The organism is bacterium, from assembly GCA_019637795.1.
Lineage (GTDB): Bacteria > Desulfobacterota > Binatia > HRBIN30 > CADEER01 > JAHBUY01.
In genome coordinates this window covers 25711-50277 of the sequence record JAHBUY010000006.1, presented here as the reverse complement: position 1 = coordinate 50277, position 24567 = coordinate 25711, and the positions used below count along the sequence as shown (strand labels likewise).

Annotated in this window: 17 protein-coding genes and 1 pseudogene; 11 read left to right on the top strand and 7 right to left on the bottom strand. The window is 73.4% G+C overall.

Features of this window, described 5'->3' with window-relative positions; all coding sequences use genetic code 11:
• The first annotated feature begins 60 nt into the window (after positions 1-60).
• The 4 genes from KF840_20070 to KF840_20055 all read left to right on the top strand — a co-directional run bounded on the left by KF840_20070 (position 61) and on the right by KF840_20055 (position 6317).
• Positions 61-1656, top strand: coding sequence for an acyl-CoA carboxylase subunit beta (locus tag KF840_20070; GenBank protein ID MBX3027202.1), 1596 nt, complete (start codon positions 61-63; stop codon positions 1654-1656).
• A gap of 28 nt (positions 1657-1684) precedes the next feature.
• Positions 1685-3667, top strand: a complete 1983-nt coding sequence (locus KF840_20065; GenBank protein ID MBX3027201.1) for an ATP-grasp domain-containing protein — start codon at positions 1685-1687, stop codon at positions 3665-3667.
• Between the two features lie 94 nt (positions 3668-3761).
• Positions 3762-4532, top strand: a complete 771-nt coding sequence (locus tag KF840_20060; protein MBX3027200.1) for an enoyl-CoA hydratase/isomerase family protein — start codon at positions 3762-3764, stop codon at positions 4530-4532.
• A 30-nt stretch (positions 4533-4562) separates the two neighbouring features.
• Positions 4563-6317 carry a DUF1446 domain-containing protein gene (locus KF840_20055; GenBank protein ID MBX3027199.1) on the top strand — a complete coding sequence of 585 codons (1755 nt, stop codon included), beginning with the start codon at positions 4563-4565 and terminating at the stop codon, positions 6315-6317.
• Between the two features lie 21 nt (positions 6318-6338).
• Here the strand turns inward: KF840_20055 and KF840_20050 are convergent, their stop codons facing one another.
• Entirely contained in the window at positions 6339-7838 is a 1500-nt protein-coding gene (locus tag KF840_20050) for a multicopper oxidase domain-containing protein (protein MBX3027198.1), read from the bottom strand.
• Positions 7839-7968: 130 nt separating this feature from the next.
• On the opposite strand from KF840_20050, the gene KF840_20045 reads away from it, so the two are divergent.
• The 3 genes from KF840_20045 (at position 7969) to KF840_20035 (ending at position 11920) form a co-directional block, all read left to right on the top strand.
• Positions 7969-9507, top strand: a complete 1539-nt coding sequence (locus tag KF840_20045) for an AMP-binding protein (protein MBX3027197.1) — start codon at positions 7969-7971, stop codon at positions 9505-9507.
• 23 nt (positions 9508-9530) lie between these two features.
• The gene (locus tag KF840_20040; GenBank protein MBX3027196.1) at positions 9531-9950 is read left to right on the top strand and encodes a VOC family protein; all 420 of its coding nucleotides are present in this window, start codon (positions 9531-9533) and stop codon (positions 9948-9950) included.
• 101 nt (positions 9951-10051) lie between these two features.
• Positions 10052-11920: a beta-propeller fold lactonase family protein gene (locus KF840_20035; protein ID MBX3027195.1), complete on the top strand. Its 1869-nt coding sequence runs from the start codon at positions 10052-10054 to the stop codon at positions 11918-11920.
• Positions 11921-11975: 55 nt separating this feature from the next.
• On the opposite strand, the gene KF840_20030 is transcribed toward KF840_20035, so the two are convergent.
• From KF840_20030 to KF840_20020, 3 genes and pseudogenes are all read right to left on the bottom strand, one after another.
• Positions 11976-13187 (bottom strand): CoA transferase, encoded by a 1212-nt coding sequence (locus KF840_20030; protein ID MBX3027194.1) that lies wholly within the window; start codon positions 13185-13187, stop codon positions 11976-11978.
• Between the two features lie 109 nt (positions 13188-13296).
• Positions 13297-13974 (bottom strand): HAD family hydrolase, encoded by a 678-nt coding sequence (locus KF840_20025; GenBank protein ID MBX3027193.1) that lies wholly within the window; start codon positions 13972-13974, stop codon positions 13297-13299.
• 1798 nt (positions 13975-15772) lie between these two features.
• Positions 15773-15847, bottom strand: a pseudogene (locus KF840_20020) (DUF4215 domain-containing protein).
• 932 nt (positions 15848-16779) lie between these two features.
• Here KF840_20020 and KF840_20015 point away from each other — a divergent pair.
• The 3 genes from KF840_20015 (at position 16780) to KF840_20005 (ending at position 19860) form a co-directional block, all read left to right on the top strand.
• The gene (locus KF840_20015; GenBank protein ID MBX3027192.1) at positions 16780-18261 is read left to right on the top strand and encodes an FAD-dependent monooxygenase; all 1482 of its coding nucleotides are present in this window, start codon (positions 16780-16782) and stop codon (positions 18259-18261) included.
• A 67-nt stretch (positions 18262-18328) separates the two neighbouring features.
• Entirely contained in the window at positions 18329-19222 is an 894-nt protein-coding gene (locus KF840_20010) for an alpha/beta hydrolase (GenBank protein ID MBX3027191.1), read from the top strand.
• Positions 19219-19860 (top strand): alpha/beta hydrolase, encoded by a 642-nt coding sequence (locus tag KF840_20005; GenBank protein MBX3027190.1) that lies wholly within the window; start codon positions 19219-19221, stop codon positions 19858-19860. The genes KF840_20010 and KF840_20005 overlap by 4 nt, the downstream gene beginning before the upstream one ends.
• A gap of 69 nt (positions 19861-19929) precedes the next feature.
• Here the strand turns inward: KF840_20005 and xylA are convergent, their stop codons facing one another.
• The 3 genes from xylA to KF840_19990 form a co-directional block, all read right to left on the bottom strand.
• Positions 19930-21246 carry a xylose isomerase gene (gene xylA / locus KF840_20000; GenBank protein ID MBX3027189.1) on the bottom strand — a complete coding sequence of 439 codons (1317 nt, stop codon included), beginning with the start codon at positions 21244-21246 and terminating at the stop codon, positions 19930-19932.
• Positions 21243-22709: a xylulokinase gene (gene xylB / locus KF840_19995; GenBank protein ID MBX3027188.1), complete on the bottom strand. Its 1467-nt coding sequence runs from the start codon at positions 22707-22709 to the stop codon at positions 21243-21245. Before xylB ends, xylA begins: the two co-directional genes overlap by 4 nt.
• Positions 22710-22959: 250 nt before the next feature.
• A complete protein-coding gene (locus KF840_19990; protein MBX3027187.1) occupies positions 22960-23544 on the bottom strand; it encodes a DNA-3-methyladenine glycosylase I in 585 nt (194 codons plus the stop codon).
• Between the two features lie 142 nt (positions 23545-23686).
• Between KF840_19990 and KF840_19985 the strand changes: the two genes are divergently transcribed.
• Positions 23687-24562, top strand: coding sequence for an alpha/beta hydrolase (locus KF840_19985; protein ID MBX3027186.1), 876 nt, complete (start codon positions 23687-23689; stop codon positions 24560-24562).
• Positions 24563-24567: the final 5 nt, after the last annotated feature.

Below are 24567 nucleotides of genomic sequence, written 5' to 3'. Positions count from 1 at the left end.
GCGGCGGCGCCTTGACCTCGCCGGGCGGGCGTGGCGTTGTAAGCGGCCGATTCGCACCCCATGGACGTCCTGCGCAGCCACGCCGACCCCCGTTCCGAGGCCTTCCAGGCCAACCGCGCCGGCTTTCTCGAGCAGATCGGGTACCTGAACGAGCAACTGGCGCTGCTGCGGCTGGGGGGCGGCGAGAAGTACGTCCAGCGCCACCTGGCGCGCGGCAAGCTGATGGCGCGCGAGCGCATCGAGCTGCTGCTCGACCGCGATTCGCCCTTCCTCGAGCTGGCGCCGCTGGCGGCCTGGGGCACCGAGTTCGGGCTGGGCGGCGGCGTCATCTCCGGCATCGGCGTGGTGTCCGGGGTCGAGTGCGTGATCACCGCCAACGAGCCGACCATGAAGGGCGGCACGCTCAACCCGTACAGCCTGATGAAGAGCGCGCGGACCATGGAGATCTGCGCCCAGAACCGGCTGCCGATCATCAACCTCACCGAGTCGGGCGGCGCCGACCTGCCGTTCCAGGCGCAGACCTTCGTGCCCGGCGGCAAGGGGTTCCGCGAGATCACCCGCCGCTCGGCGGAGCGCATTCCCACCGTCTGCCTGGTGTTCGGCAACTCGACCGCCGGCGGCGCCTACGTGCCCGGCATGTCCGACTACGTGGTGATGGTGAAGGGCGGCGCCAAGGTGTTCCTCGGCGGACCGCCGCTGGTGAAGATGGCCATCCACGAGGACTCGAGCGAGGAGGAGCTGGGCGGCGCCGAGATGCACAGCCGGGTGTCCGGCGTCTCCGACTACCTGGCGCAGGACGAGCGCGACGCCATCCGCCTCGGTCGCGAGATCGTCGCCCAGCTCAACTGGCGCAAGCTCGGCTGGTCGAAGCGGGTCGCCGTCGAGGCGCCGCTGTACGACCCCGAGGAGCTGCTCGGCGTCGCCTCGATCGACGTCCGCAAGCCGTTCGACGTCAAGGAGGTCATCGCCCGCATCGTCGACGGCTCGCGCTTCCACGAGTTCAAGCCGGCGTACGGACCGACGCTGGTGACCGGCTACGCCCACCTGCACGGCTATCCGATCGGCATTCTCGCCAACAACGGCATCCTGTTCTCGGAGTCCTCGGAGAAGGGCGCCCAGTTCATCCAGCTCTGCAACCAGACCGATACGCCGATCCTCTTCCTGCAGAACATCACCGGCTTCATGGTCGGCCGGCGCTACGAGGAGGGCGGCATCATCAAGGACGGCGCCAAGCTGATCAACGCGGTGTCGAACAGCGGCGTGCCGCACCTGACGGTGATGATCGGCGCCTCCTACGGCGCCGGCAACTACGGCATGTCCGGCCGCGCCTACGACCCGCGCTTCGTCTTCTCCTGGCCCAACCACCGCATCGCGGTGATGGGTGGCGAGCAGCTCGCCGGCGTGTTGTCGATCGTCCGCCGCCAGGCCGCCGAGCGCGCCGGCCAGCCCTTCGACGAGGGCGGCGACGCGATGATGCGGCGGATGGTGACCGAGCAGATCGACCAGGAGTCGTCCGCCTTCTTCGCCACCGCGCGGCTGTGGGACGACGGCATCATCGACCCGCGCGACACCCGCACCGTCCTGGGGATCGCGCTGTCGGCGATCCATTCGAACGTCATCAGAGGCACGTCCGGCTACGGCGTGTTCCGGATGTGACGAGCGAGCCGGCCAGGGAGCGGCGCCGATGATCGGCACACTGCTCATCGCCAACCGCGGCGAGATCGCGCGCCGGGTCATCCGCACCTGCCGCGCCCTCGGCATCCGGACGGTCGCCGTCTTTTCCGACGCCGACGCCGGCGCGCCGCACGTCGACGAGGCCGACGAGGCGGTGCGCATCGGCCCGGCGCCGAGCCTCGAGTCGTACCTCTCGATCGATCGCCTGCTCGCCGCGGCCGCGGCCACCGGCGCCGATGCGGTCCATCCCGGCTACGGCTTCCTGGCCGAGAACGCCGATTTCGCCGCCCGCTGCGCCGCCGCGGGCCTGACCTTCATCGGCCCGCCGCCGGAGGCGATCCGCCGCATGGGCAGCAAGGTCGGGGCGCGCGAGATCATGGCCGCGGCGGGGGTGCCGGTGGTGCCCGGCGCATCCGGCGCCGGGCTCGACGACGCGGCCCTGCGCGCCGCCGCCGAAGGGGTCGGCTTCCCGCTGCTGATCAAGGCATCGGCCGGCGGCGGCGGCAAGGGCATGCGCCTGGTGCGCGAGGCGGCGGCGCTCGGCGACGCGCTGGCGGCGGCGCGTCGCGAGGCGCAGCGCGCCTTTGGCGACGACACGCTGCTGCTCGAGCGCTACTTCGACGCCCCGCGCCACATCGAGGTGCAGATCTTCGGCGACGCGCACGGCCGCGTGCTCCACCTCTTCGAGCGCGAGTGCTCGATCCAGCGTCGCTTCCAGAAGGTGATCGAGGAGGCGCCGTCGCCGGTGGTCGACGCGGCGCTGCGGGCGCGCCTCGGCGAGGCGGCGGTCGCCGCCGGTCGGGCGATCGGCTACGTCGGCGCCGGCACCGTCGAGTTCATCGTCGACCAGCGCGGCGCATTCTACTTCCTCGAGGTCAACACCCGGCTGCAGGTGGAGCACCCGGTGACCGAGGCGATCACCGGCCTCGACCTGGTGGCGTTGCAGATCCGGGTGGCGGAGGGCGAGCCGCTGCCGGCGGCGCTCGACGCGCTGACGATCGACGGCCACGCCATCGAGGCGCGGCTCTACGCCGAGGCGCCGGAGCGCGACTTCCTGCCGGCCACCGGCCGACTGGCGCTGTGGCAGCCGCCGGCGGTGCCCGGCGTGCGCTGGGACAGCGGCGTCGAGCGCGGCAGCCTGGTGAGCGTCCACTACGATCCGCTGCTCGCCAAGGTGATCGCCCACGGACCGACCCGCGCCGTCGCCATCGATCGCCTGATCGCGGCGCTGCGCGGCCTGGCGGTGGGCGGGGTGACCACCAACCGCGACTTCCTGCTCGCGCTCCTCGCCCATCCCGAGCTGCGCGCCGGCGCCATCGACACCCACTTCATCGACCGCCACCTGCCGGCGTCGGCGCGCGCGCCGCGGCGCGATCCGCAGGCCGACCGCATCCACGCCATCGCCGCCGCCATCGACGGCCACCAGCGGCGCCGCCGCGGCGGCGAGTCGCCGCTGCCGGCGAGCCTGCCGTCGGGCTGGCGCAACAATCGCTGGCGGCCGCAGGACGTCGCGTTCCTGTGCGCCGGCGAGCGCCTGGAGGTGCAGTACGTCGCCGAGGCGGACGGCGCCTTCACCGTCGCCTGCGGCGAGCGCGGCGGCCGCGTCCTCTGTGCGGCGTGGGACCCGGAGGCGATCGCGCTGGAGATCGACGGCGTCCGCCGCCGCTTCGCGGTGGCGGTGGACGGCGACGCCATCTACCTGCACGGGCCGCTCGGCGGCGCGACCCTGGTCGAGCAGCCGCGCTTCCCGCCGCGCGCCGGCGACGAGCTGACGAGCGGCTGCCTGGCGCCGATGCCGGGCATCGTCCGCCAGGTGCTGGTGAAGCCCGGCGACCGGGTCGAGAAGGGGACGGTGATGGTCGTCCTCGAAGCGATGAAGATGGAGCACCCGCTCACCGCCAATGCGCCGGCGACGGTGACCGCGGTGCGGGTCGAGGTCGGACAGATGGTCGACCCCGACGCGGTGATGGTCGTCTTGGAGGCGCTGGAGTGATCCATCGTTTCACCGCAGAGACGCAGAGGTGCGGAGATCACGCAGATTGTCTCCGCGCCTCTGCGCCTCTGCGGTGGAATCTCCTGGGGTGAGTATGAGTGACGTTCTCTACGAGAAGCGCGGGCGCGCGGCGTGGATCACGCTCAACGCGCCGCAGAGCCGCAACGCCCTGTCGGGGTCGATCCTCCAGGGCCTGGAGGCGGGTCTGCGTCAGGCCATGGACGACGATGCGGTGCGCGCCGTCGTCCTCACCGGCGCGGGGCCGGCCTTCTGCGCCGGGGCCGACCTGAAGGCGGGCGGCGGCCAGGCGGCGCAGGGCGGGGGCGCGCGCAACCCGTTCGTGGAGATCCTGCGCCTGATCTGGGACGGGCCCAAACCGGTCATCGCCGCCGTCAACGGCCACGCCTTCGGCGGCGGCGTCGGCCTGACCGCGGTGGCCGACATCGCCATCGCCGTCGAGTCGGCCAAGTTCGCCTTCAGCGAGGTGCGCATCGGCGTCATCCCGGCGATGATCTCGGTGGTGGTGCTGCCGAAGATCGGCGTCCAGAACGGCATGCGACTCTTCCTCACCGGCGAGACGTTCACCGCCGCCGACGCGCGCGGCTACGGCCTGGTCCACGAGGTCGTGCCCGCCGACCGGCTGGCCAGCGCCGTGCAGGCGGTGGTCGACGCCATCGCCCTCGGCGGCCCCAACGCCGTGCGCGAGGCCAAGCGGCTGGTCCGCACCGTCCCCCACCTGTCGATGGACGACGCCTTCGCCTACACGCAGGAGAAGATCGCCGCGCTCTTCTCGTCGCCCGAGGCGGCCGAGGGGATGATGGCGTTCGCCGGCAAGCGCAAGCCGTCGTGGGCGGAGGCCGAATGACCGCCGCGTCCGCGGCGGGATGAGCGCCCCATGACCGACGCCCTTCGCATCGCCAACTGCTCCGGTTTCTACGGCGATCGCCTGAGCGCGGCGCGGGAGATGGTCGAGGGCGGGCCGATCGACGTGCTGACCGGCGATTACCTCGCCGAGCTGACGCTGCTGATCCTGCTCAAGGACCGCTTCCGCGACCCGAACCTCGGCTACGCCCGCACCTTCCTGCGCCAGCTCGAGGAGGTGGCGGCGAGCTGCCTGCAGCGCGGCATCAAGATCGTGGTCAACGCCGGCGGGCTCAATCCGGCCGGCTGCGCGGCGGCGGCGCGCGCGCTGTACGAGCGGCTGGGGCTGCGCGCCACGGTGGCGCACGTCGAGGGCGACGATCTCATGCCGCGGCTCGACGCGCTGCAGGCGGCGGGCGAGCGCTTCGTCCATCTCGACAAGGGCGTGCCGCTCGCCGACCTGCAGGCGCCGGTGATGAGCGCCAACGCCTACCTCGGCGGGTTCGGCATCGCGGCGGCGCTCGAGCGCGGCGCCGACCTGGTGATCTGTCCGCGGGTCACCGACGCGGCGCTGGTGGTCGGTCCGGCCGCCTGGCGCTTCCGCTGGCGGCGCGACGACTGGGACGCGCTCGCCGGCGCCGTCGTCGCCGGCCACATCATCGAGTGCGGCGCCCAGTGCACCGGCGGCAACTACGCCTTCTTCGCCGAGGTGCCGCGCCTGCACCGCCCGGGGTTCCCGATCGCCGAGCTGCGCGCCGACGGCAGTTGCGTCATCACCAAGCACCCGGGCAGCGACGGCCTGGTGTCGGTCGGCACGGTGACGGCGCAACTGCTGTACGAGATCGGCGGCCCGGCGTACGCCAACCCCGACGTCACGGCGCGCTTCGACACCATCGCGGTCGAGCAGGAGGGCCCGGATCGGGTGCTGGTGCGCGGCGTGCGCGGCGAGCCGCCGCCGCCGACCACCAAGGTGTGCATCAACCACGCCGGCGGCTGGAAGAACGCGATGACCTTCATCCTCACCGGCCTCGACATCGAGGCCAAGGCGCGGCTCGCCGAGGAGACCCTGTGGGACCTGCTCGGCGGGCGGGCGCAGTTCGCCGAGTCGCGGGTGACCCTGCGCCGCGGCGATCGCCCCGATCCGGGCAGCAACGAGGAGGCGTTCGCCTACCTCACGATCGCGGTGCGCGATGCGGACCAGCAGAAGGTCGGCCGGCGCTTCAGCGGCGCCGCCATCGAGATGGCGCTCGCCAGCTATCCGGGCTTCACCGGCACGGGCCCGCCGGGAGACGCCTCGCAGGTCGGCGTCTTCTGGCCGGCGCTGGTGGCCTCGCAGGCCCTCGAGCATCGCGTCGTGATCGGCGACGAGGCGATCGCCATTCCGCCGGTGACGCTGCCGGCGGCGTTCACGCCGCCGGCGGCGGCGGCGCCGTCGCTGCCGCGCGCGCCCGGCGGGCCGACGCGCGCCGTGCCGCTCGGCGTCCTCTGCGGCGCGCGCTCGGGCGACAAGGGCGGCAACGCCAACGTCGGCGTCTGGGCGCGCACGCCGGAGGCCTACGCCTGGTTGGCGTCGTTCCTCACCGTCGCGCGCGTGCGGGAGCTGATCGCCGAGGCGCGCGAGCTGCCGGTCGAGCGGTACGAGCTGCCGAACCTGCTGGCGCTCAACTTCGTCGTGCGGGGCCTGCTGGGCGACGGCGTCGCCGCCTCGCTGCGCAGCGACCCGCAGGCGAAGACCCTCGGCGAGTACCTGCGCGCCAAGGTGGTGGAGGTGCCGGAGAGCCTGCTGTAGCCGCGACCACGCGGGCCGCGGCTACACCGCGTACTGGAACTGCCGCGCCATGCCGGCTTCGAGGTGGTAGACGTTGTGGCAGTGGAAGAACCAGTTGCCGGGATTGTCGGCGAGAAACTCGATGCGCACGGTCTCGCCGGGGGCGACGTTGACCGTGTGCTTGAGCGGGCAGCGATCGCCGCCGCCCTGCAGCAGGCGGAAGAAGTGGCCGTGCAGGTGCATGGGATGCCACATCCCGGTCTCGTTCCTCATCGTCACCTGCACCCGATCGCCCTCGCGGATGGGCAGCGGGTCGGCGTCGGGATACGCCTGGCCGGCGATCATCCAGCGGTAACGCGCCATGTCGCCCTGCAGCGGCAGGTCGAAGGCGCGCTGGGGACCGTCGGGGAGCGTGGTGGGCGCCGCGGCGCGCAGCGCGGCATAGCCGAGCGCCCGGCCGTCGAACGCCGGCATGGCGAGGTTCGCCTGCGGCGCGACGTCCGGCGTGTGCAGGACGCCGACCGCCTGGCCTGAGCCGTCCTGCGCCACCGCGTGCAGGGTGTAGGCTCCGGGCGTGGAGAGGACGACCTCGGCGTCGTAGCATTCCGCCATGCCCATCAGCAGGTGATCGACCTCCAGCGGCTCGACCGCCAGCCCGTCGGCGTGGGTGATGCGCAGCGGGTGGCCGTCCAGGCGAACCCTGAAGTAGGTCGAGCCGGCGGCGTTGACCAGGCGCAGGCGGATCGCTTCGCCGACCGGCGCCGCGTAGCTCCACGGCGCGTTGCGGCCCTTCCCGTTGAGCAGGAACGCGTCGTAGGTCACGTCGGACAGATCGGGCGTGTCCATGCCGCCCATGGGCCGGCCGGCCATCGCCTCGCTGCCGCCCGCCGTGCCCGCCATCGGCTGCTTCATCGCCGCCATCGGCCTGGCGTCCGGCGTTGCCGCGCCGGCGGCGCCGCGCAGCGCCGCGAACACCGCTGCCGGGCTGCGGTGCAGCCAGTCGCTGAGCATCACCACCGGATCGTGCGCCGGCGCGGGGGCGTCGGCGGCGTCGATCACCAGCGGGCCGAAGAGGCCGACCTGCTCCTGGAAGCCCCAGTGCGAGTGCCACCAGTAGGTGCCGCTCTGCCGCAGCGGGAATTCGTAGACCGATACCCGCCCGGGCGCGGTCGGCAGGGTGGAGACGTCGGGCACCCCGTCCATGGCCGCCGGCACCAGCAGTCCGTGCCAGTGGATGCTGGTCGGCGAATCGGCGAGGTGGTTCTCGACCTGGATGCGCAGCAGATCGCCCTCGCGGGCGCGGATGGTCGGGCCGGGGAGGGCGCCGTCGGCGGTGACCGCGGGCACCGCCCGCGCGCCGTCCGGGTTCTGCATCGTCGCGCCGACCCGCAACACGTACTGGGTGGGATCGGGCCTCGGCACGTAGGCCGCCGGCGAGTGCGCCGTGGCCCGGCGCGCCGTCGTTCCCAGCGCCAGCCCGGCGGCACCGGCGGCGCCCGCCCGCAGCAGCGCGCGCCGCGACATTCCCGCTCTGCTCCGCATCGCCACCTCCTCGCCAGGCCGTGCATCTCACACCGCGCGGCCCGCGAACAGGGGGGACGGTCCGCGCCGCGCCGGCGCGGCCGTGTCGCGGGTCCTCGACAGGCGGGTGGTCCCTGCGTAGAAGCGCCGCATGTCGCTGTCCGTCGACGCGCTCGGCCTGGCGTACCACGCGCGCGCGCGGCCGCAGGCGGTGGCGCTGATCGCCGGCGACGAGCGCCGCACGTACGGCGAGCTGGCGGGGCGGGTGAACCGGCTGGCGCGGGCGTTGCGCGCCGCCGGCGTCGGGGTCGGCGACGCGGTCGGCGCGGCGCTGCCGAACGGCTGCGAGTGGTTCGAGCTGCTGAACGCGGTCGGCCTGCTCGGCGCCCAGTTGGTGCCGATCGGCTATCGCCTCAAGGGGCCGGAGATCGCCTACATGCTCGCCGACTCCGGTGCCAAGGTCCTGCTCGCCGCCGCGGCGCTCGCCCCCGAGGTCGACCGCGCCGCGGCGGAGATCGACTGGCCGGACGCGCATCGCTGGGTGGTGGGCGCCGCCGAACGCGGCCGGCCGTACGAAGCGGTGCTGGCGGCGCAGGACGAGGCGCCGCTCGCCGATGCCTTCGTCGGCGGCGGCTTCAACACCATGATCTACACCTCCGGCACCACCGGCCGGCCGAAGGGCATCGAGCGCGCCGCCGATCCGGCGACGGCGCACCTGGCCCTGTTCGGCATGGCCCGCATGTGGGGCCTCGGCCCGGGCGATGTCACCCTCGTCGCCGGCCCCTGCTACCACACCGGGCCGGCGAGCTACGCGCAGGTGCACCTGCTGATCGGCGGCACGGTGGTGATCATGCCGCACTTCGATGCCGCCGCGGCGCTCGAGCTGATCGCCTGCCACCGGGTCACCAACGCCTTCATGGTGCCGACCCACTTCAGCCGCATTCTGCAGCTCGCGGCGGCGGAACGGGCGCGCCACGACCTGTCCTCGGTGCGGCTGATCATGCACTCCGCGGCGCCCTGTCCGGCGGCGGTGAAGCGCGGCATCCTGGAGGTCTTCCCGCCCGGCACGGTGACGGAATTCTACGGCGCCTCGGAGGGCGGGTTCACCCGCATCACCGCCGAGGAGTGGCTGCGCAAGCCGGGCAGCGTCGGCACCCCCTGGCCGGGGCACGAGATCCACATCCTCGACGACGCCGGCCGACCGCTGCCGCGCGGCGAGGTCGGCCTCATCTACGTGCGCGCGCCGGGCATGCAGTTCCGCTACCGCGGCGCCGCGGAGCAGACGCGGGCGGCATTCCGCGACGGCATGTTCACCGCCGGCGACCTCGGGTGGCTCGACGACGACGGCTACCTCTTCATCGCCGATCGCCGCACCGACCTGGTGATCAGCGGCGGCGCCAACGTCTACCCGGCCGAGGTGGAGGGCGTGCTCGCCGCCCATCCCGCGGTCGCCGATGTGGCGGTGATCGGCGTCCCCGATCCCGACCTCGGCAAGTCGGTGCTGGCGGTGGTCGAGCTGCGGTCCGGCGCCACCGCGACCGCCGAGGACCTGATCGCCTTCTGCCGCCGCGATCTGTCGCACTACAAGTGTCCGCGCCGCGTCGAGCTGGTCGCCAGCCTGCCGCGCGAGCCGCAGGGCAAGGTGCGCAAGCGCGAGCTGATCGAGCGCTACGCCCGGCCGCCGGCGTGACGGCCGGGCGCATTGGAGGGAGCATGGAGATCAACGGCGTCGCCCACATCTTCCTGACGGTGTCGAGCTTCGACGCCGCCGTCGCGTTCTACGAGCCGCTGCTCCACTTCCTCGGCCTGCAGACGGTGATGAAGTTCGACGGGCTGCTGTACTGCGTCGGCGGCCGCACCGCCGTGGGCATCCAGCCGGCGGCGCCGGAGCGGCGCGGCGAGCGCTTCGTGCAACAGCGGGTCGGCCTGCACCACGTCTGCTTCCGCGCCCGCGAACGCGCCGACGTCGACGCCGCGCACGCCTTCCTGCGCGAACGCGGCGCCACCATCGTCCACCCGCCCGAGGAGGGCGCCTGGGCCCCGGGTTACTACTCGGTGCTGTTCGAGGACCCCGACGGCATCCGGCTGGAGATCAACCACGTCCCCGGCAAGGGGCTCCTCACCGAGGCGTAGGAGGCGGCACCGCGCGCCCCGGCTCGGTGCCCGGCGCGACATCCGCCGCTTCCGAAATGGGGGCGCGGCGGACTAAGAAGGGCGGGGAGGGGGACCAGCGAATGATCGGAGACCGTCCGCCGCGCCGCCGCGCGGCGCGTTGCCTGTGCCTCGGCTGGGCCGCCATCGGCGTGGTGCTCGCCGCTCCGGCGGGCGCGCAGTTTCTCTACGTCAACAACAACGCAACGGTGAACTCGGTCAGTGGCTACGCGGTGAACCTCGGCAGCGGCGCCCTGACGCCGCTCGCCGGCTCGCCCTTCGCCACCGGCGGCGTCGGCGGATTCAACGCCGACATCGACAGCATCGCCGTCTGTCGCAACCTGCTGTTCGCCAGCAACGGCGGCGGCAACACGGTCTCGGTGTTCACGCTCGCCGGCGGCACCGGCGTGCTGACGCCGGCCGCCGGCTCGCCGTATCCGACCGGCGCCTGTCCCACCGGCCTGGCGTGCACGCCCGACGCCCAGCATCTCTACGTCGCCGATTTCTGCGCCAACACCATCACCATCTTCGACGTCAATCCGGCGACCGGCGCGATGACCGTCAACGCGGCGGGCCCGTACGTGCTGCCGATCGGCTCGCTCAGTCCGTTCGACCTCGAGATCGACGCCGCCGGCAGCCGCCTGTTCGTCAGCCAGGACAACTCCGCCAACATCGGCGTCTTCGACATCGACGGCAGCGGCGCGCTCACGCCGGTCGCCGGCTCGCCGTTCGCCGCCGTCGCCATGGAGCACGGCGCGGTCCTCAGCCCCAACGGCGCCTTCTACTACGTCGCCAACCTCGGCGCCTCGATCAGCGGCTACGCCGTCGGCGGCGGCGGCGCCCTGACCCCGATGGCGGGCTCGCCGTTCGCCACCGCCGCCTCGGATCTGGCGATGACCGCCGGCGGCGAGTTCCTGATCGGCGCCAACTACGCCACCAACCGGCTCGGCGTCTACGCCGTCAACCCGGTGAGCGGCGTGCCGGCGCCGGTGGCCGGCTCGCCCTTCACCACCGACGCGGTGTCGCCGGGCGGGGTCGCCAGCGCCTTCGGCTACGTGTTCGTCGCCAACGGCTTCTTCAACGTCGCCGCCAACAGCGTCAGCGTCTACCGCATCAACGGCGTCAGCGGCGCGCTGACGTCGGTCACCGGCTCGCCGTTCGCGCGCGGCGTCACCTCGGCGGCGACCGGGATCGTCTTCGCCTCGGGCGCGGTGTGCGGCGACGGCATGGTCGAGCTCGGCGAGCAGTGCGACGACGGCAACGCGGTGGGCGGCGATTGCTGTTCCGCCACCTGCAGCTTCGAGGCGAACGGCAGCTCCTGCGCCGATGCGACCCTGTGCGACGGCGACGAGACGTGCGACGGCGCCGGCGCCTGCCTGCCGGGCACGCCGCTCGACTGCGACGACGGCGATGGGTGCACGGCCGACAGTTGCGATGACGCCCTCGGCTGCGTGTACGACGACGCGCCGCGCGGCGGCTGCGTCGCCGCGCCGCAGTCGCTGCTGCTCCTCAAGCAGAACGGCGGCGGCAAGGACAAGCTGCTGTGGAAGTGGATCAAGGGCGGGGCGATCACCCCGGCGCAGCTCGCCGATCCGACCGCGTCGGCCGACTACGCGCTCTGCCTGTACACCGGCGGCGCGCTGATGGCCTCCGCCGCGCTGCCGGCGGGGGCCAGGTGGACGGGGGGCGGGAAGGGCTACAAGTACAGCGATCCCGCCGGCTCGCCCGGCGGCATCCTCAAGGCGCTGGTGAAGAGCGGCAGCGGCGGCAAGGCCAAGGTGGTGCTGAAGGGGAAGGGCAACAACCTCCCCGACCCGCCCCTCGGCTCGCTCGCCTTCCCGGTCGACGCGCAACTCGTGAACACCGCTTCGGGCTTCTGCGTCGCCGCCAGCTTCTCCGCCGGCAACGTGGTGACCAGCAGCGGGAGCACCTTCAAGGCGAAGACGCCGTAGGCGACGAGCCGTCGCGCGCGGGAGGGCGCCCCGCCGGGGGTGCCCTCCCGCGCGCTCAGTTGATCACGTTGCCCGCGCGCAGCGCCGCGATCTCGCCGTCGTCGAGGCCGAGCTCGCGCAGCACCTCGGCCGTGTGCTCGCCGAGCATCGGGGCGACGCGGGTGTGCTGGGTCGGGGTGCCCGACATGCGCACCGGCGGCCCCAGCGTGGTGATGGGGCCGCGCGTCGGATCGTCGAAGCGGTGGATGAGGCCGTTGGCGGCGATCTGCGGATCGGCGAGGATCTCGTGCAGCGCCATGACCTTGCAGCTCGGGACGTCGTGCTGCTCCATGAGGTCGATCCAGTGCTGGCAGGTGTTCTGGCGGAAGATCGCGCTCAGCGTCTCCACCACCTCGGCGCGGCGCGCGACGCGGGCCGGGTTGGTGGCCATCTGCGGGTCGTTGAGCCAGTCCTCGCGGCCGAGCGCCACGCAGACGCGCTTGAAGAAGGCGTTGGTGAGGCAGGCGACGATGAAGTAGCCGTCGCTGGCGGGGAAGGCCTGGTAGGGCACGAGATCGGGATGCCCGCTGCCGAAGCGGCCGAAGTGCGTGCCCTCCATCAGCACGTTCACCGCGTTGTCGGCGAACAGCGACAACACCGCGTCGAGCATCGCCACGTGGACCCGCTGGCCCTCGCCGGTGCGCTGGCGCGCGAACAGGGCGCCGAGGATGGCGTAGGCGGCGTAGATGCCGGTGTTGAGATCGGCGACCGGCGGCGCCGACTTGATCGGCGGCCCGCCCTCCTCGCCGGTGTGCGCCATGATGCCGCCGGTGGCCTGCAGGATGAGGTCCATGCCGGGCTTCTGCGCCATCGGGCCGGTCTCGCCGAAGGCGGTGATCGAACAGTAGACCAGGCGCGGATTGATGCGCTTCAGATCCTCGAAGCCGAGGCCCTTGCGGTCCATGACGCCGGGGCGGAAGTTCTCGACGAAGACGTCGGCGTCCCGCACCAGACGGCGGATGAGCTCGACGCCGGCGGCCTCGCCGATGTCGACGCAGATGCCGCGCTTGTTGCGGTTGAGGCCCTGGAAGTTGGGGCCGCCGATGTGCGGCGGCAGCTTGCCCGAGCGGTCGGCGTGGCGGATCGAATCGCCGCGGCCGGCCTTCTCGACCTTGATCACGTCGGCGCCCATGTCGCCGAGCAGCGTGGTGCACCAGGGGCCGGCGGCCTGGTGCGACATGTCGATCACGCGCACCCCGGCGAGCGCGCCCTGCGGAACTGTCGTCATGCGAGTGCGCTACCAACCGTCAGGCGCATGGGTCAACCATGGGCCGCGGCGCGGGCCTCCATCGCGGAGCGGCGCGGCGGGGCAGGCGATCCGGTGGCCCGCGGGGGCGTCACACCAGCGCGAGCAGCTCGCGCAGGTGGGCGATGCGGCGGCAGTCGACCTCGCCGTACAGCGAGAGCTGGTCGATCAGCACCGCCTCCATGCCGGCGTTGCGGGCGCCGACGACGTCGATCTCGTAGATGTCGCCGACGAAGAGGGCTTCCGAGGGATCGACGTCGCAGGCCGCGAGGGCGAGGTGGAAGATGCGCGGATCGGGCTTCTCGACGCCGACCACGTGCGAGTCGACGATCGCCGCGAAGTGGCGATCGATGCCGGAGGCGGCGAGCGCCGCGGCGACGCGGCCGTCGGCGTTCGACACCACGGCCAGGCGCAGGCCGCGGTCGCGCAGCGCCGCCAGCACCGCCGGGGTGTCGTCGTGCATCACCCGCCACAGGGAGGCGCGCTGGTTCTCGGCGTGCAGCGCCGCGGCGATCGCCGGCCGCCGGGCGGGTGGGACGCCGAGGGCGTCGAGGATGATGCCGACGTAGTCGGTCTGGCGGCTCGCATCGCTGCCCGGATCGGCGCGGGCGCGGAAGCGGGCGTCGATCGCGGCCTTGCCCTGATACTCCGCCGCGTGCACCTGGCGCCCCGTGGTCGGGTGCCCATGGGCGCTGAGGCAGGCGGCGATCCAGCCGTGGTCGAGGTGGTGCAGCGTATTGCCGAGGTCGAACAGGACCGCGCGCGTCACGTCGAATCCCCGGCCGGCGGAGCGTTCACGGCGTCTTGGTCACCCAGTAGTTGCCGAAGAGGATGAACATCTCGTCCTCGGTGCGGAAGCCGCCGGTGAGCGGGCAGCCATCGCAGTCGCCGTCGCCGGCGCCCGGGCTGCTCTCGCACAGCGCGTCGACGCCGTTGCACGACTGGCCGTGGCGCGGGCCGCCGATGCACACGGTGGCGGTCTGGGCGCAGGGACCGCCGAGCGGGAAGCCGAAGATGACGCCGGCCGGCGGCGAGGTGGAGCGCCGCTTCACGAAGGTCGGATCGACCGCCCCGTTGTCGTAGTAGCCGCAGTAGGTGAAGGTGCGGTCGGCGAGCGGCGCCGCGCCGTCGAGCAGCAGCGGCGGATCGAAGCGCAGCACCACCGGGTCGTTGTAGACGAAGTTGGTGTAGAGCAGCGACTGCTGCGGATTGCGCCCGGTGGGATCGAGACAGGCCGACGCCGGGCACATCTCCGGCGCCGCCGGGTTGCAGGCGCGCCCGGCGCGGCTGCCGCCGGCGCAGGTGAAGGCGCCGCGGTAGATCTGGAAGCGCTTGCCGTGGCGGTGCATGTGGCCGCTCAGCTCGAAGACGTGCGCGGTCTCGTCGGGCTGCAGCACCGAGCCGCCGAACATGCCGCCCGTGGCGCCGAAGGTGTGCAGGTTGCAGTACTCCTGGGCGGCGAACGGCGGCAACTGGACCTGCGGAAAGGGGGGGAAGTTCTCGTTCCAGAAGATGCGGCTGATGTCGAAGATCTGCTGCTGCCGGTCGTCCTGCTCGTCGTCCTGCGGGAAGTAGATGTTGACCCATGCCTCGAGCGTGCCGCTCTGCCGCGTCAGGTTGAAGGCGTGCGAGTTCCACAGGATGTTCCCCTTCACCGGCAGCTCGTCGTAGACCGAGGCCGGGAAGCGGAAGTGGGCGGTCGTCTCCTGGGCGAAGGCGAAGCCGCCGCTGCCGAGCGTGCCGAAGCCCTCGACCGGGCCGAAGCCGATGCAGGCGATGGTGGTCGGGTCGGGATCGGTGGCGCAGTCGCCGCTGCCGCAGACGCCGAGCTCGAGCGGATCGCACCCCATGCCGTCCAGGTCGCCGCCGCGGCACTTGTACGCGCCCCAGGCCGGGTCGGTGGGCGGCGCGGCGCCCTTGTAGGCGTCGACGATCAGGTGGTGGCTGAGCGGGTCCTGGCGGATCTCGACGCTCTTGTAGCGGAACCGCTTGCCGTCGGCGCTGAGCAGGTTGGCCGGGATCTGGCCGCTGAAGTCGTAGTAGCTGGTGAAGCAGACCTCCGTCTCGCTCTTTGCGTTCAGCGTGTAGACGGGCATGTGGAGCTGCACGCCGGTGCCCGGCGCCGGCGGCGGCAGGGGATCGATCTTCACCGGCTTGGGCTCGGGGACGCAGGCGGCGAGCAGGCTGGCGGCGCGCGGCAGGTTGGCGTCGCGCGCCGCGCCGCCGCTCTCGATCCAGATGCCGAGCGCCTCGAGCTCGTCCTCGGAGAGCGCCGCGCCGCCGATCGGCATGCCGCGCAGCGGCGCCTTGACCTGGTTCGGCAGGGTGCGGGCGGCGAGGTTGATCCACAGCAGGCTGGTGTCCTTGCTGCCGGGATCGATCCGCTTCATGCCCTCGACCGAGCCGGCGGCGACGTCGACCAGGCTGGCGTACGAATTTCCCGCCCGCAGATCGAGCCCGCCCGAGCGGGCGCTGCCGTGGCAGGCGTCGTCGTTGCATCCGTGGTTGTCGAAGATCGCCTTCTGGATCAGGTCGAAGGTGGTCGGGAAGACGTCGCACTCGCTGCGCGTGCAGTCGGAGCGGCAGCCGTCGCCGTCGTAGTCGTTGCCGTCGTCGCATTCCTCGTCGGGCACCACCTGCATGCCGTCGCCGCACTGCGCCGGCGGGCAGCTCACCGCGTTCTGCACGTAGACCGACTGCGCCAGGCAGTCGGCGCGGCCGGCGATGCGGCCGAGCAGGGTGGGGATCTCCTGGTTGTACAGCGAGCGGAAGGTGCCGCCGCGGCAGGCGGCGGCGAGGCGCGATTGCAGCAGCGCCTGGGCGCGGCCGATGGCGTCGGCGCTGCGCGCGATCAGGGCGGTCTTCGCCTCCGCCGGCAGCACGGTGGCGGCGATGCCGTCGAGCGCCCGCTGGCGGGCGCGCATCGCGTAGCGCAGCAGCGCGTTGCCGGCGCGCGCCGTGGCGGCGACGCAGCGCTGGTCGTCGCCGGCCATGGCCGTGATCGCGCCGCCGAACGAGGCCGGGGCGAAGGCGGCGCTGCTCGCCGCGATGTCGAGCTGGCGGCAGACGTTGATGACGTCGGCCTGCGCGTCGCCGAGGTCGACGTAGCGGAGCGTCGTGAGCTGCACGGTGTCGCAGTCGCGGGCGACGATGTCGCGGGCGCGCGCCCGCGCCGCCTGGATGGCGGCGTCGAGGGCGGCGTTGTCGCACGGCGCGCCCTGGAGCTCGGCCGCGTTGCACGTCGTGCGCGCCTGCAGCGTGCGGCCGGCGCACAGCGCGGCGGCGCGCGCGATGCTGCGCTGGCAGCGCGCCACCTGCGGGTTGAACCCGCCCCACACGCCGAGGTCGGCCGGCGCCCCGTGGCCGTACGCACCGTCCGCGGCGAGGCAGAGCACCCCCGCCAGCGCCATGATCCCCCGCACGCTCATCGTCGATCGTCTCGTCACGGCATCCCCCCGACCCTGCGACAATGCGCCACACTAGCCATCCGCCGGCGCAAGTGGAAGCCGCGCGGCGCCGGCGCGAAAGGGTTTTCCGGTGGCCGGCCCACCGGTCGCGTGGCACCCTGCGCGCCATGTCGCCCGTCCATGACGTCGTGATCGTCGGCGCCGGCCCCGTCGGGCTGACGCTCGCCGGGCTGCTGGCGCGCCAGGGGGCGCGCTGCCTCGCCATCGACCGCGCCGCCGCGCGCACCGACAAGTCGAAGGCGCTGGTGCTGTGGCCGCGCACCCTGGAGCTGCTGCAGAGCGTCGACGCCGTCGCGCCGTTCCTGGCCGCCGGTTCGCCCGCCGTCGGGGGACGCATCTTCAGCCGCGGGCGGCCGCTGGCGCATCTGGATTTCACCCGCGCCGACAGCGCCTTCGCCAGCGCGCTGATGATTCCGCAGAGCGAGACCGAGCGCCTGCTCGAGACCGATGCGCTGGCCGCCGGGGCCGAGCTGTGGCGCGGCGCCGAGGTGCTGCGGATCGCGCCGGCGGCGGATGGCGTCCGGATCGCGCTGCGCGCCGCCGACGGCGGCGCGCGCGAGCTCGCCTGCGCCTGGCTGGTCGGCTGCGACGGCGCCCACAGCAGCGTGCGCCACGCGCTCGGCCTGGGCTTCGCCGGCGCGGCGGAGAACGAGGACTGGATGCTCGCCGACGTGCACGTCGGCGGCGGCCTGGCCCGCGACGAGGTGGCGATCCATCTCCATCCCGAGGGCGTGCTGGCGATCTTCCCCATTCCCCCCGATCGCTTCCGGCTGATCGGCGACCTCGGCCCGGCGCGCGGCGCGCATCCGCCGGAGCCGACGATGGCCGACGTCCAGGCGCTGCTCGATCGGCGCGGCCCGCGCGGTCTCGTGGCGCACGATCCGCTGTGGCTGTCCGGCTTCCGCATCAACGATCGCCAGGTCCCCACCTATCGCGTCGGCCGCGTCTTCCTCGCCGGCGACGCGGCCCACATCCACAGCCCGGCGGGCGGGCAGGGCATGAACACCGGCATGCAGGACGCCTTCAACCTCGCCTGGAAGCTGGCCCTGACGCTGCAGGGGCGGGCGAAGCCGGCGCTGCTCGATTCGTACGACGCCGAGCGCCACCCGGTGGGGGCGATGATCGTCCGCGGCGCCGGCGCCCTGACCCGCCTCGGCACGCTGCGCCACCCGCTGGCCCGCGGCCTGCGCGATCTCGCGCTGCGCGCGCTGGGCCGCCTGCCGCGCGCCCTGGACGCGGTGACCGCCGTGCTCACCGAGACGGCCATCCGGTACCGCGCCAGCCCGTTGGTGCGCGACGAGCGGCCGCGCCCGCCGCGCCGCGGGCGGCGCGCCGGCGATCGCCTGCCCGAGCTGCCGCTGCGCGGCGACCGGCACACGCTCCTGCTGCCGCCCGGCGGCGCCGCGCTGGCCGCCGCGGTCGATGCCGCGTTCCCGGGTCTGTGCGACGCGCGGGAGGTGCCGCCCGCGCTCTTCGGCGCCGGCGTCGCCGGCGTGGTCCGCCCCGACACCTACATCGGCTATCTCGGGCCGGCGCGCGCCGCGTCCGTCATCGCGCACCTCGATTCGTACCTGGTGCGCGCGCCGTAGGCGCGATCCCCTGCGACGCGCGTCGACCCCGGTTGCTCCGTTGCCGGCCGCTGCATAGGGTCGCGCGGTGCATCCGCCGAGCCATCCCGCGGCGCGCGAGCCGGAGCGCGAGTGGTTCCTCGAGTCGCTCGGCCTGCGCATCCACGTCGTGGAATGGGGCGATCCCGAGGCGCCGCCGCTGCTCTGCTGCCACGGCTTCTGGGATCACGCGCGCAGCTTCGCCAGCCTGGCGCCGCTGCTGACCGCGCGCTTTCGCGTCCTGGCGATGGACGCGCGCGGCCACGGCGATTCGCAGTGGGCGGGCGCCTACACGTGGCAGTCCAGCATCCACGCCGTCGTCGACGTCATCCGCCGCCTCGGGCGGCCGGTGCAACTGGTCGGACACAGCATGGGCGGCGGCCACGTCACCGACGCGGCGCGGGCGGTGCCGGAGCTGGTGCGGCGCATCGTCAACATCGACGGCTTCGGGCCGCCGCCCTTGACCGCCGAGGAGGAGGCCGGGCTGCTGCAGCGCGCCGCGGCGTTTCTCGACGCGCGCCGGCTCGCGGCGCAGCGCGGCGACTGGCGACCGTATCCCGATTTCGAGCAGCTCGTGGAGCGGCGGCGGGCGCAGAACCCGCGCCTGGCGCTCGACTGGCTGCGCTACTTCGTGTTCCACGGCGCCCGTCCGGGGCCGGACGGCTGGCGCTGGAAGGCGGATCCGTTGCTGGCGCACGGCTTCGGGCCATGGCGGCCGGACTGGATCGCGCCCGGCTACGCCCGGCTGACGCAACCGATGCTGGCGATCGTCGGCTCGGAGCCCGACACCTGGGGCCCGCTGCCGGAGGCGATCGTCGGTCCGCGCCTGGCCGGCGTGCGCCGCCTCGACCGCGCCACGGTCGCCGGCGCCGGGCACTTCGTCCACATGGAGCAGCCGGCGGCGACGGCGCGGCTGATCCTCGACTTCCTCGAGCCCCGATGATGCGCCTGCGCCACGCCCGCACCACCATCGCGCTGCACGAGCTGGCGCACGGCGACGGCCTGCCGCTGCTCGTCCTGCATCCGCTCGGCGGCAGCAGCGCCGACTGGCGCCAGGACGCCGCGGCCTGGCCGGGGCGGGTGATCGGCGTCGACTTCAGCGGCCACGGCGATTCGCCGCCGCTGCCCGGCGGCGCCTACTGGCCGGAGCTCCTGCTCGGCGATGCCGACGTCGCGCTCGAGCAGATCGCGCCCGCCGCGGTCGCCGGCGCCGGGCTCGGCGCCTACATCGCGCTGCTGCTCGCCGGCAGCCGGCCGCAGGCGGTGCCGGCGGCGCTGCTGCTGCCCGGACGCGGCCTCGCCGGCGGCGGTCCGCAGCCGGACTTCGACCGCCCCTTCCTCACCGGGCTCACCCCGTCGGAGCATCCGCCGCTGCCGGCCGGCTGCGACCCGCTGTGCTGCGCGCTCGACCTCGACCCGCGCCCGCCCGAGTACGCCGCGCGCTTCGCCGCCGCCGCGTCCCGTCTGCTCCTCCTCGAAGACGATGCCCCGCGCCCGCCGTGGTGGGACGCGGCGCGCGCGCACGGCGAGGTCGTGCGCGGCACCTGGGCGCAGGCGCTCGAGCGGTTGCGACGCGGATGAGCGCGGATGGCCACGGAGGACCGCCGATGCGTCGGCGGGCCTCCGCGGCCATCGCTGCCGATCGGCGTCTCAGAGCGCGTCGCGGTTGACCAGGTTCTCCAGCATCTCCTGGCGGCCGGAACGGGGTCGCGGGTCGATGCCGCGATCGAGGACGAGGCGCTCGAGGTCGGCGAGGGAGGCGCCGCCGTCGAGGATGGCGCGCCCGAGGGCGCCATCCCAATCGGCGTAGCGCTGCTCGACGGCGCGGGCGAGATCGCCGCGCTCGATCATGCGGGCGGCGCGCAGCAGGCCGCGGGCGATCGCGTCCATGCCGCCGATGTGCGCGTGCAGGAGATCGTCCGCCGCCACGCTCTGGCGGCGCAGCTTGGCGTCGAAGTTGAATCCGCCGCTGGTGAAGCCGCCGCCGCGCAGGATGGTATAGAGCGCCAGCGCCGCCTCGTCGGCGCTGTTGGGGAACTGGTCGGTGTCCCAGCCGTTCTGCGGATCGCCGCGGTTGGCGTCGACGCTGCCGAGGAGGTCGTTGGCGACCGCGTAGGCGAGCTCGTGCTGGAAGCTGTGGCCGGCGAGGGTGGCGTGGTTGGCTTCGATGTTGAGCTTGAGCTCGCCCTCCAGCCCGTGCGCGAGCAGGAAGCCGTGCACCGCGGCGGCGTCGTGGTCGTACTGGTGCTTGGTCGGCTCCATCGGCTTGGGCTCGATGAGCAGCGTGCCGGGGAAGCCGATGGCGTGCTTGTGCTCGACGACCAGGCGCAGGAAGCGCGCGAGCTGGCGGCGCTCGCGCCGCAGATCGGTGTTGAGCAGCGTGTCGTAGCCCTCGCGGCCGCCCCACAGCACGTAATTGGCGCCGCCGAGCTGGTGCGTCACCTCGAGCGCCTTCTTCACCTGCGCGGCGGCGTAGGCGAAGACCTCCGGGTCGGGGTTGGTGGCGGCGCCGGCGGCATAGCGGCGGTGGCTGAACAGGTTGGCGGTGCCCCACAGCAGGCGGACGCCGGTGCGCTGCATGTGGGCGGCGACCTGCTCGACCAGGCGATCGAGGTTGGCGTTGGTCGCCGCCAGGTTGTCGCCTTCCGGCGCCAGGTCGCGATCGTGGAAGGTGAAGAACGGCGCCCCGAGCACGGTGAAGAGCTCGAAGGCCACCTCGGCCTTGCGCGCCGCCGCCGCCATCGGCTCGCCGCCGCCGAACCAGGGGCGGTCGAAGGTCTCGCCGCCGAACATGTCGATGCCCGGCCAACAGAAGGTGTGCCAGTAGCAGACGGCGAAGCGCAGGTGCTCGGCCATCGGTTTGCCGAGCACCAGGCGCTCGGCATCGTACCAGCGGAAGGCGAGGGGGTTGGCGGTCTCCGGACCCTCGTAGGCGATGTGGTCGACGGCGAAGTAGCGGTCGTTCATGGCTCGGTCCTCTGGCGGGGGTTGAGCGCCGGGTACAGGTCGCGGAAGCGGCGGCGGCGGGCGTGCAACGCGTCGGCGAGCGCCGTTTCGGGCGCGACCGTGGCGGCGAGCGGCGGCGCGCCGCAGACCGCGATCGGGTCCTCGCCGTCCGCCGCCAGGCGCGCCAGGCGGGCGGCGCCGAATGCCGGACCGATGTCGCCGTCGGGGTGGTAGCGCAGCGGCCGGCCGAGCGCGCTGGCGAGGAGGCGTCCCCAGAAGCGGCTGCGGGCGCCGCCGCCGATCACCGACACGCTGCCGATCGTCGTTCCCGAGGCGAGCAGGGCGTCCTGGCCGTCGGCGAGGGCGAAGGCGACGCCTTCGAGCACGGCGCGGGCGAGATCGCCGCGGCCGGTGGCATGGGTCAGGCCGACGAAGGCGCCGGTGGCGTGCGGGTCGTTGTGCGGCGTGCGCTCGCCGGAGAGATAGGGCAGGAAGAGCAGGCGCGGGTCGCCGGCGGCGGCCTCCGCCTCGGCCAGCAGGGTGGCTTCGTCGACCCCGCCGCAGGCGGCGGCGAGCCAGCGCAGGCAACTGGCGGCGCTGAGGATCACCGACATCTGGTGCCAGGTGTTCGGCAGGGCGTGGCAGAAGGCGTGCACCGCGGTCGCGGGCGCGGGGGCGAAGCGGTCGCCGGCGACGAAGTAGACGCCGGAGGTGCCGAGCGAGAGGAACGCGTCGCCGGGGCGGACGACGCCGACGCCGATCGCGCCGGCGGCGTTGTCGCCGCCGCCGCCGGCGATCACCACGTCGCGCGCCAGTCCCCACGCCGCGGCCAGCGCCGGGCGCAGCCGCCCCGACGGCTCGCTGCCCTCGACCAGGCGCGGCATCGCGCGCTCGTCGAGGCCGCTGGCGGCGAGCAACTCCGCCGACCAGGCGCGCGCGCCGACGTCGAGCCACAACGTCCCGGAGGCGTCGGACATCTCGGCGACGTGCTCGCCGCTCAGCCGCAGGCGCAGCCAGTCCTTGGGCAGCAGCACGCGCGCCGTGGCGCGGAAGCACGCCGGCTCGTGCGTCGCCACCCACAGCAGCTTGGGGGCGGTGAAGCCCGGCATCGCGAGGTTGCCGGTGACGGCGCGCAGGCGCGGCGCCCGCCGTTCGAGCTCGCCGCACTCGGCGTCGGCGCGGCCGTCGTTCCAGAGGATCGCCGGCCGCAGCACGCGGTCGCCGGCGTCGAGCAGCACCGCGCCGTGCATCTGCCCCGAGAGGCCGATGGCGCGCACCGTCGCGAAGGGCGCCGCGGCGGCGGCGCGCACCCCGCCGACCGCCTGCTCGGTCGCCCGCCACCACGCCTCGGGATCCTGCTCCGCCCACAGGGGGCGTGGCCGCTGCACCGTCAGCGGCGCGCTCGCCTGCGCGATCACCCGCTGCTGGTCGTCCACCAGCGCCGCCTTGACGGCGGAGGTGCCGAGGTCGAGGCCGAGAAACATGGGTGTCGTTTAGATGGCGTGAACCGAGAGGGAAAGCCGCGCCGGAAGGCGCCATTCGGATTCGTGTTGACTAACTTCACTGGCGCCAATAGCCATGAATCATCTCTTCCTTTCTTCGCCCAGCCCTTCAGTGCCCAAGCTCGGAGGGGGGTAGCTCCAGCACGGGGGTCCCGGGAATCCGGGGCCCTCGCTTGCTTTTGGCGGGCCGCGTTTCCGCGCCGCCGGCCGTCGTCGGGCCGTCCGCCGGGTCTCAGCGCAGGCGGGACACCTGGCGGTGGCGGAAGCAGTCGACCAGGTGGTCGTTGACCATGCCGGTCGCCTGCATGAAGGCGTAGCAGATCGTCGGACCGACGAAGCGGAACCCGTCGCGGCGCAGGGCGGCGCTCATGGCGCGCGACGCGTCGCTGGCGGCGGGCACCTGGCGCTGCGACGTCCAGCAGTTCTGCGCCGGCCGGCCGTCGACGAAGCGCCAGAGGTAGCGGTCGAGGCTGCCCGCGCGCTCGCGCACCGCCAGGGTGGCGCGGGCGTTGTCGATGGCGGCGGCGATCTTCAGGCGGTTGCGGACGATGCCGGGGTCGGCGAGCAGGCGACGGACGTCGCGGGCGCCGAAGCGAGCCACCGCCTCGCAGTCGAAGTCGGCGAAGGCGGCGCGGTAGGCGGCGCGCTTGCGCAGGATCGTCGACCAGCTCAGACCCGCCTGCGCGCCCTCGAGGATCAGGAGCTCGAACAGCCGCCGCTCGTCGTGCACCGGCACGCCCCACTCCTCGTCGTGGTAGCGGATGTAGTCGGACCCTTCCTCCGTGCCGGCCCAGGGACAGCGGCTGCGCGCGCGCATGCGGCGCTGTGTAGCAACCCGGCGGACCAGAAACCACGGCGCGCGCGCCGGCGCGCCGGGGCGAGCACGGTCGACGCGTCCGCGTCGGCGATCCGTGTCCGCTTTGTGGCGTCGCCCGGGGCGGCGCGCTATGCCGAGGACCATGGACGCGCTGCTCGGCCCGACCTCGCACTACTTCTACTCGCAGCGGCTGAAGCTCCACTACGTCGACTGGGGCAATCCCGAGAAGCCGCCGCTGCTGCTGATCCACGGCGGCCGCGACCACGCCCGCAACTGGGACTGGGTGGCGCAGGACCTGCGGCGCGACTTCCACATCATCGCCCCCGACCTGCGCGGCCACGGCGACTCGCAGTGGGCGGTCGGCGGCAGCTACGCGATGGTCGACTACACGCTCGACGTCGACCAGCTCCTGCGCGCGCTCGACATCAAGCGGATCACCATCATCGGCCATTCGCTCGGCGGCTCGATCGCCCTGCAGTACACCGGGACGTACCCGGAGCGGGTGGAGAAGGTGGTGGCGATCGAGGGCCTCGGCCCGCCGCCCGAGATGCTGCGCGAGCAACCGCCGGCGCACCAGCGGATGAAGGTGTGGATCGGCGAGATGCGCGCCCTGGCGCGCCGCCACCCGCACCGCTACGCGAGCCTCGACGAGGCCGTGGCGCGCATGCAGGAGGCCAACCCGCGGCTGACGCCGGAGCAGGCGCGCCACCTGACCATCTACGGTTCCTACCGCGACGAGGACGGCACCTACCTGTGGAAGTTCGACAACTACGTCCGCGCCTCGTCGCCGTACCTCTTCAACATGATCGACGCCTTCGACATCTGGAAGCAGATCACCTGCCCGGTGCTGCTGCTGCGCGGCACCGAGTCGTGGGCCTCCGATCCCGAGCTGGACGGTCGCGCCAAGGCGTTCCGGGACTATGCCTTCTTCAACATCGAGAAGGCCGGCCACTGGGTGCACCACGACCAGCTCGCGATCTTCCTGCGGCTGGTGCGGGAGTTCCTGGGAGCGCGATGAGCAGC